The sequence below is a fragment of the Ruegeria sp. AH3 genome (assembly GCF_056536265.1).
Genome location: NZ_JBQFJL010000002.1, coordinates 808,066 through 822,179 on the forward strand (window position 1 = coordinate 808,066; position 14,114 = coordinate 822,179).

The following is a 14,114-nucleotide window of genomic DNA, read 5'->3' on the forward strand; positions in this document are numbered from 1 at the left end:
ACGATCAACGTCCATTTCAGCTAATACTCTACCGCATGTGGTCGTCGGCCCAAGGTCGGCTATTGCACAGACCATATTGCCGCGACTGTAAGCGCGTGAGGTGCCGCATGGAGGCTCACAGCTTTATACAACTGCCAACATTCGAGAAACCCCCTCAAACTTCTCTATTTTTCTCCAAATTTTCATCTGCGAATGATTCGCCAAGAACAAACAGCCTAAAGGGGCGAGCAGATGTTTTTCACGAACGAACAGTCGTTCAATCGATCGGCGGCAAGCCGTGCCGAGGGGATCATGACCCTTCTGGAGACATTCAACCGAAGTGACTCTGATGAACGTAACAGGGCGTCTGATTTTATCCATGATCTCTATAATCTGGGACACGCGTTCTTTCAGATCCGAACGATGATGGCGAGAGAACCCGACGCGGTTCCCCATGATTGGCCGCTGAGGCGAGAGATCTCTCTAGCTCGTAGAAACGTGCTGGAGCGATACCCACGCCTGTTGAACGAACGTATCGTCAACGAGGGCTTCAATGCGCTGGAAGAGCTTCTTGAATTCGCTGGAAACGCAGGAACCCAGTCAAAAAACGGGTCTAAGACAAATGCACTGGCGGTGTCTCACTTCTTTCAAAACATCCTGCACAACATCTTTGTAGGTTCACGGTACGGCCTCCTGGACCTCGATCGAGCTCTCGGAAAACCTCCTGCGGCACAGGTTTCTCCTACACACGATCCGGATCAGCGATTGCTGATTTGAGACTAATCCTCTGCTTGGTTCTGAGGCGGGTCTCAGAAAAATCTGGATATCGTGGTGTCCGCCAAACGTACTTCAATCACTACCAAGGGCGGTAAGCAGCTTGAACGACCCTTCACCGCATAGATTAGCTTCACCTTGAGCCAATTCTAAGCCGAATGCCTCAAGGAACGGTGCTATCAGCTGCTCATTCAAGAGATAGAACGAGGTCGCATCCCGAGCGCCGCGTGAAAGCACGTTGTCTGCATTCCACCCCCAGCAGCCCCGTCCGGCATGTGCATCAAGCCACGAGAACATCTCGTCAAGCTTGTGGCCGAACCCTTCCTCCGGAACTCTAACGCGTACCCTGATGGGAAAATACTTCTCGTCTGCGGCTTTCTTTGGGGATCTACTGCGCGTAGCCATTACGTCTCGATAACGTCAACTAATTCCGGCCCGTCATCATCGCGACCTATCGGTGCCGCCTTGTGGTAGCGCATCCGGCCATCCCATTCGGAGCCGAGATCCTGCGCTGCGTCATGGTCAATTTCACCAGCCATCCAGGGCACCAGGTTGTCGTTCGAGAGAATAACCGGCGATCGCTTGTGGATGTGTTCGATCTGATGCAGAGCGGGACGGGTTAGGATCGTGCAGGTGTGCAGGCCCGATGAGAGACGGCTGTAGAGGCCTGCGAAGTACATGCACGGATCATTAGTGTCTGTCTTTATGACCCATGGCTGTTTGGCGCCCTTCGGGCCGGTCCACTCATAGTAGAAGCTGGCGGGTATGATACAGCGGCTATGTTTCCACGCGACACGAAACGACCCCAATTCATGAGCGGTCTCGATCTTCGCATTGAAAGTCGTTGGCTTCCATGCCTTCACGTCATCCTTGAACCAGTGCGGAACAAGCCACCAGCGGGCAGTAGAGCTTATGAGCCGGTCATCGTGGATAAATGCCATATCCAGCATCTGAGTGGGTTTCACGTTCCAACTCATCGACAGGTCTGTGGCATTGGGATCGCGCTGAACCGGGACCGGGACGCCGTTCACAATCCAATTCTGCAAAGCGTATAGCTCTGCCCATGTCATCTCAGGTCTGCCGAGTCGTCCGCACATTGGAAAAGCATAGCGGCATCGAGAGAACGTTTGGTGAACTTTTTTTTGTTGATCCCGATGGTGGGTAAGGCGCCGCGTTTGGTTGTGGCTCTATTCAAAACCCCGGCGATGCATATATGGAGCCGGAATAGGCAATGGCAAACCGCGGTCCAAACGGGTCAGCTATTGTAGACTGAGATGGGTACCGAAACGTGGAATTTCCTCTTGTTCTGATTGTTGTACTGCTTTTTGTTTTGATGACGTGGCTTATCTTTTCCGTCGTCGGTGATATGGCTAGGGATCGAGGTCACAGCCCTTGGCCGTGGTGGATCATCTCTGTTTTCTGGTCGCCTTTTGGATCAATGTTTGTACTGTGGCTATTTTTTGACGTTGTAGAAATTGATGAACCACAAGGAGTGCAAGAGGGTGCTTATTACCACCGAACAGCACGGAAATTTGACTTGCGAAATTGAAGTCAACGAGGCCGACAATCAACATATCGGCACGCTGAAATACAACTCATTCGAGGTCGGCCGAATTTCCGGCTCAGATTTGGCCGCCGTGCGCGCGCAGTTCCAGACAATAGTCAGTTTAGTCGATGAAGGGGCTCAGGTCCGCCACGGCATCATAGTTTGCGGCTACCACAATGAGGATTTGCAGGGCGATGTTCTTCTCGTAGACGGCGAAGCCCTTGGAACATGGTATATGGACGATGAGGAATGGAGCTATTTTACCGTAGATGGTGAGACCGAGCCCAAGTGCACAGCGCCGTCGGCTTGGATGATGCACGACGCCATCGCGGAGTGGTATAAAGCGGATTCACAATAAGGAGCGAGTTTTCATGGGTGATATGCCGGAAGAAACAGCACCACTGTGGTATGTAGTTTCACCTAAAGAGCTTGTTGAAACTATGATTTCACACCTCAAGTTTGAAATCACGGTAGCGGGCGCACCGATAGTGGTTTTTCACTCGGCCAGGCTCTCTATTCAGACAAATTCGTTGGAGGTGGGATCTACTGGTCGTCTCTGTTCCTCATGTTATCAATGGTTATGAACTACTTGGTCATATCAATAGCCATGCAGCTACAGCGGGCAATCATTTTGTACGATGCTTCAGATGACAAATCACAACTGAGAAATGCGAAAATTCTACCTTTAGTCCACACTGGCCCAATTTTTCTTGCGAAAGCTGGAAGCGCATCGCTAACGATCGGTTACCTCATTCTAGGTTATGCTTTGCTGTTCTAAGCGTTCACAATAAGGAGCAGGGCTTGAGAAACTTCCTTTTGGTTTTGACGGGGTATGACTGCGCGAAGCCTGCGGAAAGGCGAGAGATCGTCAAGCTGTTCCGTTCGCTTGCGGTAGCCGTCTTGTGCTTGGCCCTCCTCCTAATTTTTAAGGATCAGTTTCTTTACCTGGCACAGTTCGAGTACTAGCAACAAAGAGCGTCAACCAGTTTCTCATATCAGTATGAGCGGGTTTCGTGGTGCTGCCCCTGTGCTGCCCGAATAGATTCATCAAAAACGAAGCCAGCAAAGGCCACTCTAAAGTTCTGAAAATATTCAATAATCTGGTCGGAGTGAGAGGATTCGAACCTCCGACCCCTGCCTCCCGAAGACAGTGCTCTACCAGGCTGAGCTACACTCCGACCGTGGCGGGTGATCTATACCCGAGGGTTTGGATGTGCAAGAGGGTTTTTTAGTGATCAACCCCGTCTACACAGCACAGTTTGAATGTTAGTGAAGGGCTGATCTACGCTCCATCGGAATGACGGTTTCTGGGTTAGATAGGCGTTATTGGCTTTGTTGGTTCGCATGAATGATGAACGGCAGTTGCATTGCGGCAAAGTGTTTAGAGCGCAGTATTGAGCCCGACATTGAGGACAACGGCTCAGGAACTCGGCAAGATGCACGACGAAATGTGTTGCGACTAGGAAGACACTTGGGAAATCACGCCTTCTCAAGCCACGACAATTGATGAAAATACCAAGACGTTCCTGTGTTATTCTGCGCTCTCAGGCCAGAAAAGAAGACACAGAATTCTGTTCCAGAAGGTCCTGGACCAAGGGGTTCGGAAACCGGCGCCTTAATGTTATGGCGTAAAGGTTTCCTTGATGCGCGGATGGTCGGTGGCCTCCTTGAGGCGACCTGAATTGAGCTCATCCGTCACCACGATTGGTGCGACCAGAGCAAGCCCGATATCCTCGCGCGCTAACAGGCGCATCATCGCCATGTCATCTACTTCTGCAGCGATCTGAGGCCGGACGGACAGGCGGCTGGCCATTGCATCGAATGCAGTGCGCACGCTGCTGTCGGTTGTCGGCAAAATGAAGGGCTGATTGCTCAGTAGCTCTTTGATCGGGCGGTCCTGTTTCAGTCGCTCCGGGGTTCCGACGATGCTGACAGCTTGTTCTCCGATATGGTGTGTTTCATAGGGTGTCAGACTGTCGTCCGGCGGTGGGCGGTTCATCAGGACCATGTCCGGTTCAACGTTTCCAACCCCTCGAGCAATTCGGTCGGGCTGCCAGAGCGCAGGATAACTTCGACGTCGATGCGCGAGAGAATGGGCCTGAGAAACCCGACCTGAAAATTGCGCGACAAGGTTGCAAGCGCACCGACACGCAGGGCTTTCCGGTCCTGCACGGTGCTACTCAACGTTGCGACAAGTTCCTGCCCAGTCGAGAAAATTGCATCTGCATGATCCAGTGCGATACGGCCAGCCTCGGTCAGATGTAACTGCCGTCCGCGACGCTCGAACAGCGCATGGTCAAGGCGTTCTTCCAGTTGCTTGATTTGAACCGAAAGCGCTGACTGCGACAGGTTTAACCGCTGCGCAGTTCGGGTCAGATTCCCGTCATGGGCGACAGCCCAAAAATACCGGAGATGATGATAATTCAATGGCATTACGTTCTAAAATATCGAACGATATTAAAATAACAATGAATTTTTATTGTTAGAATAGCTGCCCTAGTCAGTCTCAACGGCTTCTGGCCTCGAGAACTGAAGGAACGCGATCATGATTTATCTTTTTTTGCCCCTGCTCAGCCCTCTGGTGCTGATTGCGGCTGCAATTCACGCAGCACAACATCCGGGGAAGCGGCCCGGGACGGTGCCGATACTAACAGAGGTGGCCGCATTTGTGGCCTTTGCAATGCGACTCTGACTGCTGCGTTGCTGGTTGTAAAAGGTCCCGGCACATCTGCTCTGATCGGGTTCATGGGGTTCGGTTTGTCCATACGCCTTGACGCGGTGAGTTCGATCATGCTCGTGCTTGTCAGCTTTATTGGCTGGATCGTGCTGCGCTATTCCAAGACATATATGGACGGGGAACAGCATCAGGGCGCGTTCACAAGCTGGATGGCAGCGACCTTGGCCGCAGTTCTGCTTTTGGTCATGTCGGGCAATCTCTTTCAGCTTTTGCAGCGTGGATGGCAATCAGCCTGCTACTGAAACGGCTGCTGTTGTTTTATCCCGAACGCAAGACAGCGCGACGTGCAGCACGTAAGAAAGCCGTTGTTGCACGTCTAAGCGAAGGCACATTGGTAGCGGCTTTCATTCTCTTGATTGCCGCGACCGGGACAAGCGATATCGAAACCATCCTTGCGATGGTTGAGGCGAATTGGATGTCAATGACCGCGGCGCTTTTGATTGCCATCGCGGCCGTCTTGGCATCTGCGCAATTCCCGCTACACGGTTGGCTGACCGAGGTGATGGAGGCTCCGACGCCAGTCTCCGCACTTCTACACGCAGGTGTTATCAACGCTGGTGGGTTCCTGCTGATCCGGTTTGCAGATGTCATGCTACTTGCCCCGGGGGTGATGGCGCTACTTGTTATGCTGGGCGGGTTTACCGCGCTGTTTGGCGGATTGGTTATGCTGACCCAGTCGGCGGTCAAAACTTCGCTCGCGTGGTCGACCATTGCGCAGATGGGTTTCATGGTCTTGCAATGCGGCCTTGCGCTGTTCCCGCTGGCTCTGCTGCATATCGTGGCGCATTCGCTCTACAAGGCGCATGCCTTCCTGAGTTCCGGTGAGGCTGTGCGCAACGTCGCTGCGATCCGTCGCCCGGGACCGACTGCAGTGCCAAGTGCACGGAACGTTTTGCAGGCGTTCATCTTTGCAATCGTGATCTATGGCCTTGTCGGTACGATCATCGGATTTGACGGCAAGTCGATCCAGATCATCGCCCTTGGTGTAATCCTGATCTTTGGTGTCGCCTACTTGCTGGCGCAAGGATTTGCAGACTCGGCCCCGCGCGAACTGATGCAACGCACCGCCGTTTTCGCCCTTGTCACCTCAGTCAGTTACTTCCTGCTGCAAGCCATCGTACAGCACCTGACAGCTGGTACATTGCCGCAGCCCCCCTACCCCGGCCCGCTGGAATGGGCGCTTATCATACTGGCGCTTGTAAGTTTTGGCGGCGTCGCCGTTGCCCAAGCCACCTTCCCGTTATGGGCCATGCATCCAACTGCTGCCGGCCTTCGCGTCCACCTAACCAACGGCCTTTATGCCAATGCGGTTTTCGACAAGCTTCTGGACAGTTGGTCCAGGCGGTCAGTAGCCTGAAAGGAACAGAGTCCATGTTTGCAAAACTCGAAGTTTACCCCGCCGCGCTGCTGGAACTTGTGACCGAAGCCAACGATGCCGCAAAAGCAATCCCACCGCTTTTCCCACTGTCGGCAAATGTAGCGGTGAATCCCTTCTTGGGTCAGACAGGCGAACCACTGGCCGTCGCTGCCGCGCGCCTGGCACGGACGGGTGGCGCCCGCATAATGCCTCAACGGTCACATTGGGCTGCGCTGCTGAAGGCTGGTGACATCACCAAGACGGATCTGAGTGATGCCGTCACTGCGGTCGAGGATCAATTCAATGCACCCAAATTGCAGGACATTTGGGAAGCTCTGGAGGTCGAGACAGATGACGCCCAAGCCTTGCCGACAGTTGCTGAGCTGGCAGCGGAAGTCTCGGGTTTCGATTGGCCGGGTTTGATTGACGACCGCATCGGCGCATGGGCGGCCAGTCATTTTGATCAGGGCCAAGCGTTCTGGCCGCAGTCCAACACGCGGGGTACCTTTCATTCATGGCGTGAATTTGCATCGCGGGATCTGACGCCCGAGATCCATGGGTTGTCCGGTTTCTGCGCTTTCGTGACCGATACAAATCGCTCGCACTGGCGCGCCATCGGCCGGGCTTCGGAACGGCTTAGCGTTGATATGGGTGCCGCGAAGACCGCTTTTCACCGCTGGCTGATGACGCTCGGCGGATGGGCTCAGTACGGGCGTTATTTCCTGTGGCAAGCTGAACTTGAAGGTGCGAGTGACAGCACGGTGACCGAGCTGCTGGCTGTACGTATGGTCTTCGACGAGGCGTTATTTAATTTCTACGAAGAACAGATTGCCGGGCGTTGGGCTGAAGTTATTGCAGCACACCGAACCCTGGTCACGCCGTCGAAAGAACTTGTGATCGACACTGTGCTGCAGGATGCATCCGAGCGGGCACAGCAGCGCCTGCTTGCAAAAACTCTGCTTGGTGGGAAACCACGTAATGCACAGGGCCGCCCCGAGGTGCAGGCGGCCTTTTGCATCGATGTCCGCTCAGAGGTTTTTCGTCGGGCCTTTGAAGCGCAGGATGCCAAGATAGAAACGATTGGGTTCGCTGGGTTCTTCGGCCTTGCTAGCGCACACAAAGCGGCAGGTTCTGATGTGACCGAACTACGCGGTCCGGTTCTTTTACAAGCTGGCATGTCATCCTGCGCGGCGGAGTCAGAGAAAGCTGATCTAAGCCGTCGCTATACCGCTCGGGCCAAACGCGCCTGGGACGGTTCAAATTGGCCGCCGTCTCGTCATTTGCCTTCGTCGAAGCAACCGGCCCCCTCTATGCCGGAAAACTGATACGAGACTCGCTAGGTTTGGGGAGTAAAGCGAAAGCTGACCCGGCACCACAGCTGGACCCATCCATCGACTTGAAAACTCGGGTTGAACTGGCGAAATCCGTGTTGTCGGCGATGTCGCTTACAAAGGGCTTCGCACCGATTGTGATGCTGGCCGGTCATGGCGCCGACGTTACCAACAACCCGCATCAAAGTGCGTTACAGTGCGGTGCATGCGGTGGCTATGCCGGGGATGTGAATGCCCGTCTTCTGGCGGCACTATTGAACGAGCCTGACGTGAAGCTTGGTCTGCGTGACCATGGCGTCGACATCCCTTCTGACACCGTCTTTCTGCCGGCGCTACATAACACAACCACAGATGAGGTTTTGGTGTACGAACTGGACCTGCCTGCTGGAGTACCGACCGACAAACTCGCGCTTTTGAAAACATGGCTGGATGCAGCGGGAAACCTCGCCCGTGCAGAGCGGATGCACCGTCTGCCCCGTGCTGATGGCGCCGACAGAATTCTAAAGCGGGCACGAGACTGGGCCGAGACTCGTCCGGAATGGGGCCTTGCAGGATGCCGTGCCTTTGTCGCAGCTCCGCGGAACCGCACGGATGGAGTGGATCTGTCCGGCAAAGCGTTCCTGCACAACTACGATTGGCGAAGGGATGATGAATTCAATGTGCTGGAGTTGATAATGACCGCACCGGTTGTCGTCGCCAGCTGGATCAGCTTGCAGTATTATGGCTCGACCGTTGCCCCGAACCTGTTCGGAGGTGGTAACAAACTGCTGCACAACGTAGTTGGCGGTATCGGAGTTCTAGAGGGCAACACAGGCTCTCCGCGTCCTGGGTTACCTTGGCAGTCCGTCCACGATGGCGCTGCATACCAACACGATCCGCTGCGCCTGTCTGTCATAATCGAAGCCCCGCGAGAGGCGATGTCAGACATTCTGGCTCGTCATCCCGGCGTGCGTGAACTGTTCGACAATGGCTGGCTTCACCTGATTGCTATGGATGAGGAGGGCAAGTTGACCTGGCGCTATCGCGGTGACCTGAAGTGGACAAAATTTAATGAGCATGTCGACGAGGCACAGGCAATAGCCGCCGAGTAGCGGGGCTTCGCGCTTCTATAGTAACCAGCACTTGGACGCTGGGATCCCATGATGCCTCTAATGGTATGCGGCCCGGCGGATTATTCAGACACCGCCGGGCCAGAAGTTACAGGCAATCGGCCAATGTCTGGGCCATATTGCGGATGACCTGTGGGTAGAGTGATGCTCCGGGTTCGAGGTCAGAACCAAGCGGGTCAATGACACCGGTATTGGCTTCGGTTCCTTCCAGAACGGTTGAAACAATTCCGGGGTTGAACTGCGGTTCGGCCAAAACGCAGTCGATACCTTCATCCCTAAGACGGGTCTGAATCTCTGCGATACGGGCCGGGCTTGGGTCCAAGCGTCGGCGATTGAGATTGCACCCGCGGCCGGGAAGTCAAACGCATCTTCAAAATACTGATAAGCGTCGTGGAAAACGATAAAGTTGCTACCACGAACCGGTTCAAGTGTTGCGGTGATCTCGGCAGACAGAGCCGCCATTTCCTCCCGCGCAGCTGCGGCGTTGGCAAAGTAGGTACCGGCGTTGTCAGGATCTGTCGACGACAGTTGTGATGCAATCACGTTCAACCAGATTTCAGCGTTTGCAGGGGACAGCCAAGCGTGCGGGTCATTTTCGCCGTGTGCATGACCATCATGATCATCGCCATCATGTTCCGCGTGATCTTCGTGCTCGTCGGCATGTTCATTTTCGTGCTCGTCATGCTCTTCGCCTTCAGCATGCTCATCACCATGATCGTCATGATCGTGGTCATCATGTTCCTCTTGTTCGGCGTGCTCGTCATGCCCATGGTCATCGTGGTCTTCGTGTGCCTCGAACAATGCGTTCTCGCGGAAATCGAGAAGTACGGTGCCGTCCGCCTCAAGCAGAGATGTAACAGTCGCGCCGTCGGCAAGTGTTTCCAACGCGCCTTCCATCCATGGGGTCAGGTCTTCACCAATCCAGAAAACGATATCAGCCTCTTGCAAGGCGGCAGCTTCCGAAGGTCGCAGATTGTATTCATGCGGAGAGGCACCAGGCTGCATGATCAGATCGGGCGCTCCGACACCTTCCATGACCCGGGCGACCAGCGAGTGCACCGGCGCAATATCTACTGCAACGTTGGGCACCTCTGCCATGGCCGTCCCGCCCATCAATGCGGTTGTGATCGATAGTGAAAGAAGCTTTCTGGACATCAGACCCTCTGTGTGATTTTATAACATTAAGAGCGGCATACATGATATGGAATAACATGACAAGTGAGACGCACCCTGTTTCGACCGAAGATACGGCTCCGGTCGGGTTCCAGGAACATGACCACAAAAATTGCGTTGAGACCGCACTGACCACAGCGGAAACTCGATGCAAGGAAGAAGGGCTGCGCCTGACCCCGGTTCGGCGCAAAGTTCTTGAGATGCTGTTGCAGGAACACCGCGCGCTTGGAGCTTATGCAATTCTGGATCGCCTGCGCGATGAAGGCTTTGGATCGCAACCGCCCGTGGCGTATCGCGCGCTCGATTTTCTTGTCCAGAACGGGTTCGTTCACAAGGTTGAACGTTTGAACGCATTTGTCGCCTGCTCTCATCCAGGCGCGACGCATTCGCCTGCTTTCATGATCTGCAGAAAATGCGATGCCGTCGCCGAAGCACAATCTGCGCCCGCGAAGGGAGCATTGGGCGCTGCAGCACGCGCGGCGGGTTTCGAGATCGAACGCACAGTTGTAGAAGCTGAGGAATCTGCCCCGACTGCACCCAAAGGCGTAGAAATGAGCCTGATCACAGTTGAAAACCTCAGCGTGCGCTATGGCGCGAACACCGTGCTTCGTCACGTGGATATGGTAATCGAACCCGGAGAGATCGTAACGATCGTCGGTCCGAATGGCTCGGGTAAAACCAGTCTGCTGCGCGCTGTCATCGGTGCCACCGAACCCTCGGTGGGTAAGGTTTCGCGGAAACCTGGGTTGAAAATCGGGTATGTGCCGCAAAAACTTCATATCGATCCAACGCTGCCAATCTCGGTCGAGAGATTTATGCGTCTGACAACTCACGTCTCTCGCAAACAGTGCCAAGAGGCGCTCAATTCCGCAGGCGTCCCTGATCTTTTAAAGCGCCAGATGTCGCAATTGTCCGGTGGACAGTTTCAGCGTGTATTGCTAGGCCGCGCCTTGATTAACCGACCTGATGTGTTGCTGCTGGACGAGGCGACGCAGGGGCTCGACCAGCCCGGATCAGCGGCGTTTTACCGTCAGATCGAAGAGGTGAGGCGTGATACGGGTTGTGCCATTTTGATGGTCAGTCACGAACTGCATGTTGTCATGAGTGCTTCGGACCGGGTGATTTGCCTCAATGGTCATGTCTGTTGTGAAGGCTCCCCTGCTGTTGTGGCCTCGGCCCCAGAATATCGGGCGCTGTTCGGATCTGGAACCGGGGGTGCACTGGCCCTCTATCGTCATGATCATGACCATGATCACGACCACTGCGAACACTCAGGAAGCAGCAGAATAATGTTCGATGACTTTATGACCCGCGCGACGCTGGCTGGTATCGGCGTCGCATTCGCTGCCGCACCGCTTGGATGTTTTGTCGTATGGCGCCGGATGGCGTATTTTGGTGATGCTACAGCACACGCTGCGATCCTTGGTGTCGCATTGTCGCTTACATTCCAGATGTCGATCTTTGCGGGTGCGCTGACGGCGGCACTTGTCATGGCGCTGGCGGTAACGCTTTTGGCTGGCCGTGGTTATGCGATCGACACACTGCTGGGGTCCTTGCGCATTCCTCGCTTGCGTTCGGGCTCGTAGCGGTCTCCTTCCTGTCTGGTGTGCGCATCGATCTTATGGCGTATCTCTTTGGCGACATTCTTGCAGTGTCACGCTCGGATCTGGTTGTGATCTGGGGCGGTGCAGCGCTTGTTGTCGCCCTTATCACCTGGCGCTGGTCTCAACTTCTTACGGCAACGTTAAATGAAGAGCTCGCATACGCCAGTGGCTTTGATCCAAAGCGTGAGCGATTGATCCTGACGTTGTCTCGCCGTCACCGTGGCGGTTGCGATCAAGGTCGTCGGCGTTTTGCTTATTGCAGCGTTGCTGATCATTCCGGCGGCGGCGGCACGCTGGCACGCTCACCCGAGGCAATGGCCTTGATTGCTGCGGCAATCGGCGCATTTTCCGCCGTTGCCGGATTAAGGGCCGCATACGTCTTTGATACACCGGCGGGTCCTTCGATAGTCTGTGTCGCGGCCCTGTTGTTTGCAGGCTTCAACCTTTTTGGGTGGCGGGGATGGCGCAACACTTAGGTCATGCCAAATCACTGGCGTTTGCAACCGAGTTGAGAGCTTGCTTACCAGCAAGCTGCAAACTGCTATTGCCCTCAACTGAGAAATAGTGGGGCGAATGCCTGCGCCCTCTACATAAATCGCACCAGACTGCATGCCACTCTCAATTGACAGGCACCGCAGGCGATATTTCGCCGTCAACGTCATCGACAATTTCTGGTGTCAGATCAGTTAGTTTGATCGCGCCCTTTGTCCGTTGTCTCCTAAGGAGCTCAGAAAACTCGATTCTGGTGAATTTGAAGGCAAATTCGTGTATACTAGGGTTGAGTAAGGTGTGCCTGATGACACCCAGACTTGCGTCTGCAAGCCACTGTTGGTGGCGCATGTTTCAGATCTGATTTGATCGTCTGACCGCTTTTCCGCGGCACTGGCTGTTGTATGGAACAGCGGCTAATTTATTGATTTTGAATTCAATTTATTTAAACTGCAGGAGAATAATCATGTCGAATATGGTGATTTGCGCTGAAAAACGCGCTGACCGTCGCCTGTTGAAATCCAGACTCAAACAGCTTGGGATTAGAGTTGTCCATGATAGCGGCAGCCGCTTCATGATCGTTGGTGTTCCTGATGACGAAAAAGGTCTGAAAGATCGCCTGCCACCGGGAACCGAATTGCTCTCTCCCGACAAGGTCTCCCCGGAAGTTGCTGGCGAAGACGATGGGCAAGAACTGCTTTTCCTCAAGGCGCTGCAGTTGCGGCAATCAAAAAAATACCGCGAAATGAAGGCCAGTCAAACGCCGGGTGAATCTCCGGAAGAACAGGAGATCTATTCCGCTCCTTGCATGGAGGAGGATTGAGCCATGGCAAACGAGCGTCTGATCAACACCGTTTCGGTTGGCATCGTCTATGTCGGAAACACCGATGAATATCGCATCACCGATGAGGAGCGCGTTCATATCGCGGCAGAGGTGCAGGAAGGTCTTGAAGATCTGGCATCCAATGAGCCGGCTGCCAATATCGAATGGATTTACGGCCATCTCAACGTCAATATCTCTGGCTATGTACCGTGGGAGGGTGCCCGTTGGCCGGGCTGGCCCGAAACCTGGTATCGTGGCCCCGACGCCCTGCTGTGGTCCGATCCGAATGACAAGATTTATTGCTTCAAGGGCAGCCAGTACATTCGCATCGACCCAGCAAATGGCTGGCAAGTGGACTCGGGTTATCCCAAACCGATCGCAGGCAACTGGCCAGGCTGGCCCGCCAATTTCACCTCAGGTATCAGCGCCGCGCTGTGGAGTGATCCCAACGACAAAATCTATGTATTCAAAGGCGATGAGTATATCCGCATCGATCCCTCAAATGGCTGGCAAGTAGACTCGGGTTATCCCAAGCCGATTGCCGGGAACTGGCCCGGACTCGATGCAGAGTTTGCCGCAGGGTTTGACTCGTGTCTTTATGCGAAAGCGAATGACAAGGTTTATTTCTTCAAGAAATATCCGGGCGAGCCACCAAAGTATGTGCGCATTGATCCCGCGAATGGTTGGAACATGGATGCCGGTTATCCCAAACCGGTCGCCGGAAACTGGCCGGGTCTTGATGAGGTCTTTACCGGTTCGGGCAAAGGACCAGCCGCAGCGCTGTGGGGTGAGCCCAATGGAAAGATCTATCTTTTCACGGACGACAACACAGGCTGGGCCAGGATCGTCGGACGGTATGTGCGGATTGACCCTTCAAACGGCTGGCAAGTCGATGATGGATATCCCAAGCCAATCGGATTGAGCGCAGGCGAAGCCGAAGCGCTGTGGCGCGATCCGGCCTTAACCCAGCTCGGCTTCGATCCGGGTGGGGACGGTATCAACCAGATATCAGACTTCTTCCAGAATGGTGCCGGAGCTCAATATGGCTATGTTGCATTCTTCACGAAGTTCCCAGCCGTTTGGGCGCATATGCGGCGAAGCGAGAGAGAGAGAAGGGGGAACCGCGATGATGCGAAGGGGAACCCCGGGCGCGATATCGTTCCTTGACTGGACGTCGATTGACCGCGTTTTT

7 protein-coding genes, 1 tRNA gene and 6 pseudogenes are annotated in these 14,114 nt (G+C 54.5%); 10 read left to right on the plus strand and 4 right to left on the minus strand.

What is annotated here, in order from left to right:
• The first annotated feature begins 231 nt into the window (after nucleotides 1-231).
• Nucleotides 232-756 (plus strand): hypothetical protein, encoded by a 525-nt coding sequence (locus ACR3EM_RS21225; protein WP_480472882.1) that lies wholly within the window; start codon nucleotides 232-234, stop codon nucleotides 754-756.
• A gap of 401 nt (nucleotides 757-1,157) precedes the next feature.
• On the opposite strand, the gene ACR3EM_RS21230 is transcribed toward ACR3EM_RS21225, so the two are convergent.
• Entirely contained in the window at nucleotides 1,158-1,850 is a 693-nt protein-coding gene (locus ACR3EM_RS21230; RefSeq protein ID WP_480471969.1) for an SOS response-associated peptidase, read from the minus strand.
• Nucleotides 1,851-2,255: 405 nt separating this feature from the next.
• On the opposite strand from ACR3EM_RS21230, the gene ACR3EM_RS21235 reads away from it, so the two are divergent.
• Complete coding sequence (locus ACR3EM_RS21235; protein ID WP_480471970.1) at nucleotides 2,256-2,657, plus strand: hypothetical protein; 402 nt, start codon at nucleotides 2,256-2,258, stop codon at nucleotides 2,655-2,657.
• Between the two features lie 743 nt (nucleotides 2,658-3,400).
• On the opposite strand, the gene ACR3EM_RS21240 is transcribed toward ACR3EM_RS21235, so the two are convergent.
• Nucleotides 3,401-3,477 (minus strand) — tRNA-Pro (locus ACR3EM_RS21240).
• A 366-nt stretch (nucleotides 3,478-3,843) separates the two neighbouring features.
• Nucleotides 3,844-4,732 (minus strand): annotated as a pseudogene (locus ACR3EM_RS21245) (LysR family transcriptional regulator).
• A 112-nt stretch (nucleotides 4,733-4,844) separates the two neighbouring features.
• Here ACR3EM_RS21245 and ACR3EM_RS21250 point away from each other — a divergent pair.
• Both ACR3EM_RS21250 and ACR3EM_RS21255 read left to right on the plus strand, forming a co-directional pair.
• Nucleotides 4,845-6,393: pseudogene (locus ACR3EM_RS21250) on the plus strand (proton-conducting transporter transmembrane domain-containing protein).
• Nucleotides 6,394-6,407: 14 nt separating this feature from the next.
• Nucleotides 6,408-8,815 (plus strand): annotated as a pseudogene (locus tag ACR3EM_RS21255) (YbcC family protein).
• A gap of 106 nt (nucleotides 8,816-8,921) precedes the next feature.
• On the opposite strand, the pseudogene ACR3EM_RS21260 reads toward ACR3EM_RS21255, so the two are convergent.
• Nucleotides 8,922-9,988 (minus strand): annotated as a pseudogene (locus ACR3EM_RS21260) (zinc ABC transporter substrate-binding protein).
• Nucleotides 9,989-10,044: 56 nt separating this feature from the next.
• On the opposite strand from ACR3EM_RS21260, the pseudogene ACR3EM_RS21265 reads away from it, so the two are divergent.
• The 6 genes and pseudogenes from ACR3EM_RS21265 to ACR3EM_RS21290 form a co-directional block, all read left to right on the plus strand.
• Nucleotides 10,045-10,503, plus strand: a pseudogene (locus ACR3EM_RS21265) (transcriptional repressor); the annotation flags it as partial.
• Between the two features lie 54 nt (nucleotides 10,504-10,557).
• A pseudogene (locus tag ACR3EM_RS21270) lies at nucleotides 10,558-11,274 on the plus strand (ATP-binding cassette domain-containing protein); the annotation flags it as partial.
• 36 nt (nucleotides 11,275-11,310) lie between these two features.
• On the plus strand, nucleotides 11,311-11,592 hold the full coding sequence (locus ACR3EM_RS21275) for a metal ABC transporter permease (RefSeq protein ID WP_480472922.1): 282 nt from the start codon (nucleotides 11,311-11,313) through the stop codon (nucleotides 11,590-11,592).
• 11 nt (nucleotides 11,593-11,603) lie between these two features.
• The gene (locus ACR3EM_RS21280; RefSeq protein WP_480472924.1) at nucleotides 11,604-12,086 is read left to right on the plus strand and encodes a metal ABC transporter permease; all 483 of its coding nucleotides are present in this window, start codon (nucleotides 11,604-11,606) and stop codon (nucleotides 12,084-12,086) included.
• A 479-nt stretch (nucleotides 12,087-12,565) separates the two neighbouring features.
• Entirely contained in the window at nucleotides 12,566-12,922 is a 357-nt protein-coding gene (locus ACR3EM_RS21285; RefSeq protein ID WP_480471979.1) for a hypothetical protein, read from the plus strand.
• A 3-nt stretch (nucleotides 12,923-12,925) separates the two neighbouring features.
• Entirely contained in the window at nucleotides 12,926-14,089 is a 1,164-nt protein-coding gene (locus ACR3EM_RS21290) for a hemopexin repeat-containing protein (RefSeq protein WP_480472884.1), read from the plus strand.
• Nucleotides 14,090-14,114 lie beyond the last annotated feature (25 nt).

What these genes read in the sequence shown, in the direction of transcription:
- ACR3EM_RS21230 (WP_480471969.1), bottom strand. Translation starts at nt 1,850, where the DNA reads ATGTGCGGACGACTCGGCAGACCTGAGATGACATGGGCAGAGCTATAC.
- ACR3EM_RS21225 (WP_480472882.1), top strand. Translation starts at nt 232, where the DNA reads ATGTTTTTCACGAACGAACAGTCGTTCAATCGATCGGCGGCAAGCCGT.
- ACR3EM_RS21275 (WP_480472922.1), top strand. Translation starts at nt 11,311, where the DNA reads ATGACCCGCGCGACGCTGGCTGGTATCGGCGTCGCATTCGCTGCCGCA.
- ACR3EM_RS21290 (WP_480472884.1), top strand. Translation starts at nt 12,926, where the DNA reads ATGGCAAACGAGCGTCTGATCAACACCGTTTCGGTTGGCATCGTCTAT.
- ACR3EM_RS21285 (WP_480471979.1), top strand. Translation starts at nt 12,566, where the DNA reads ATGTCGAATATGGTGATTTGCGCTGAAAAACGCGCTGACCGTCGCCTG.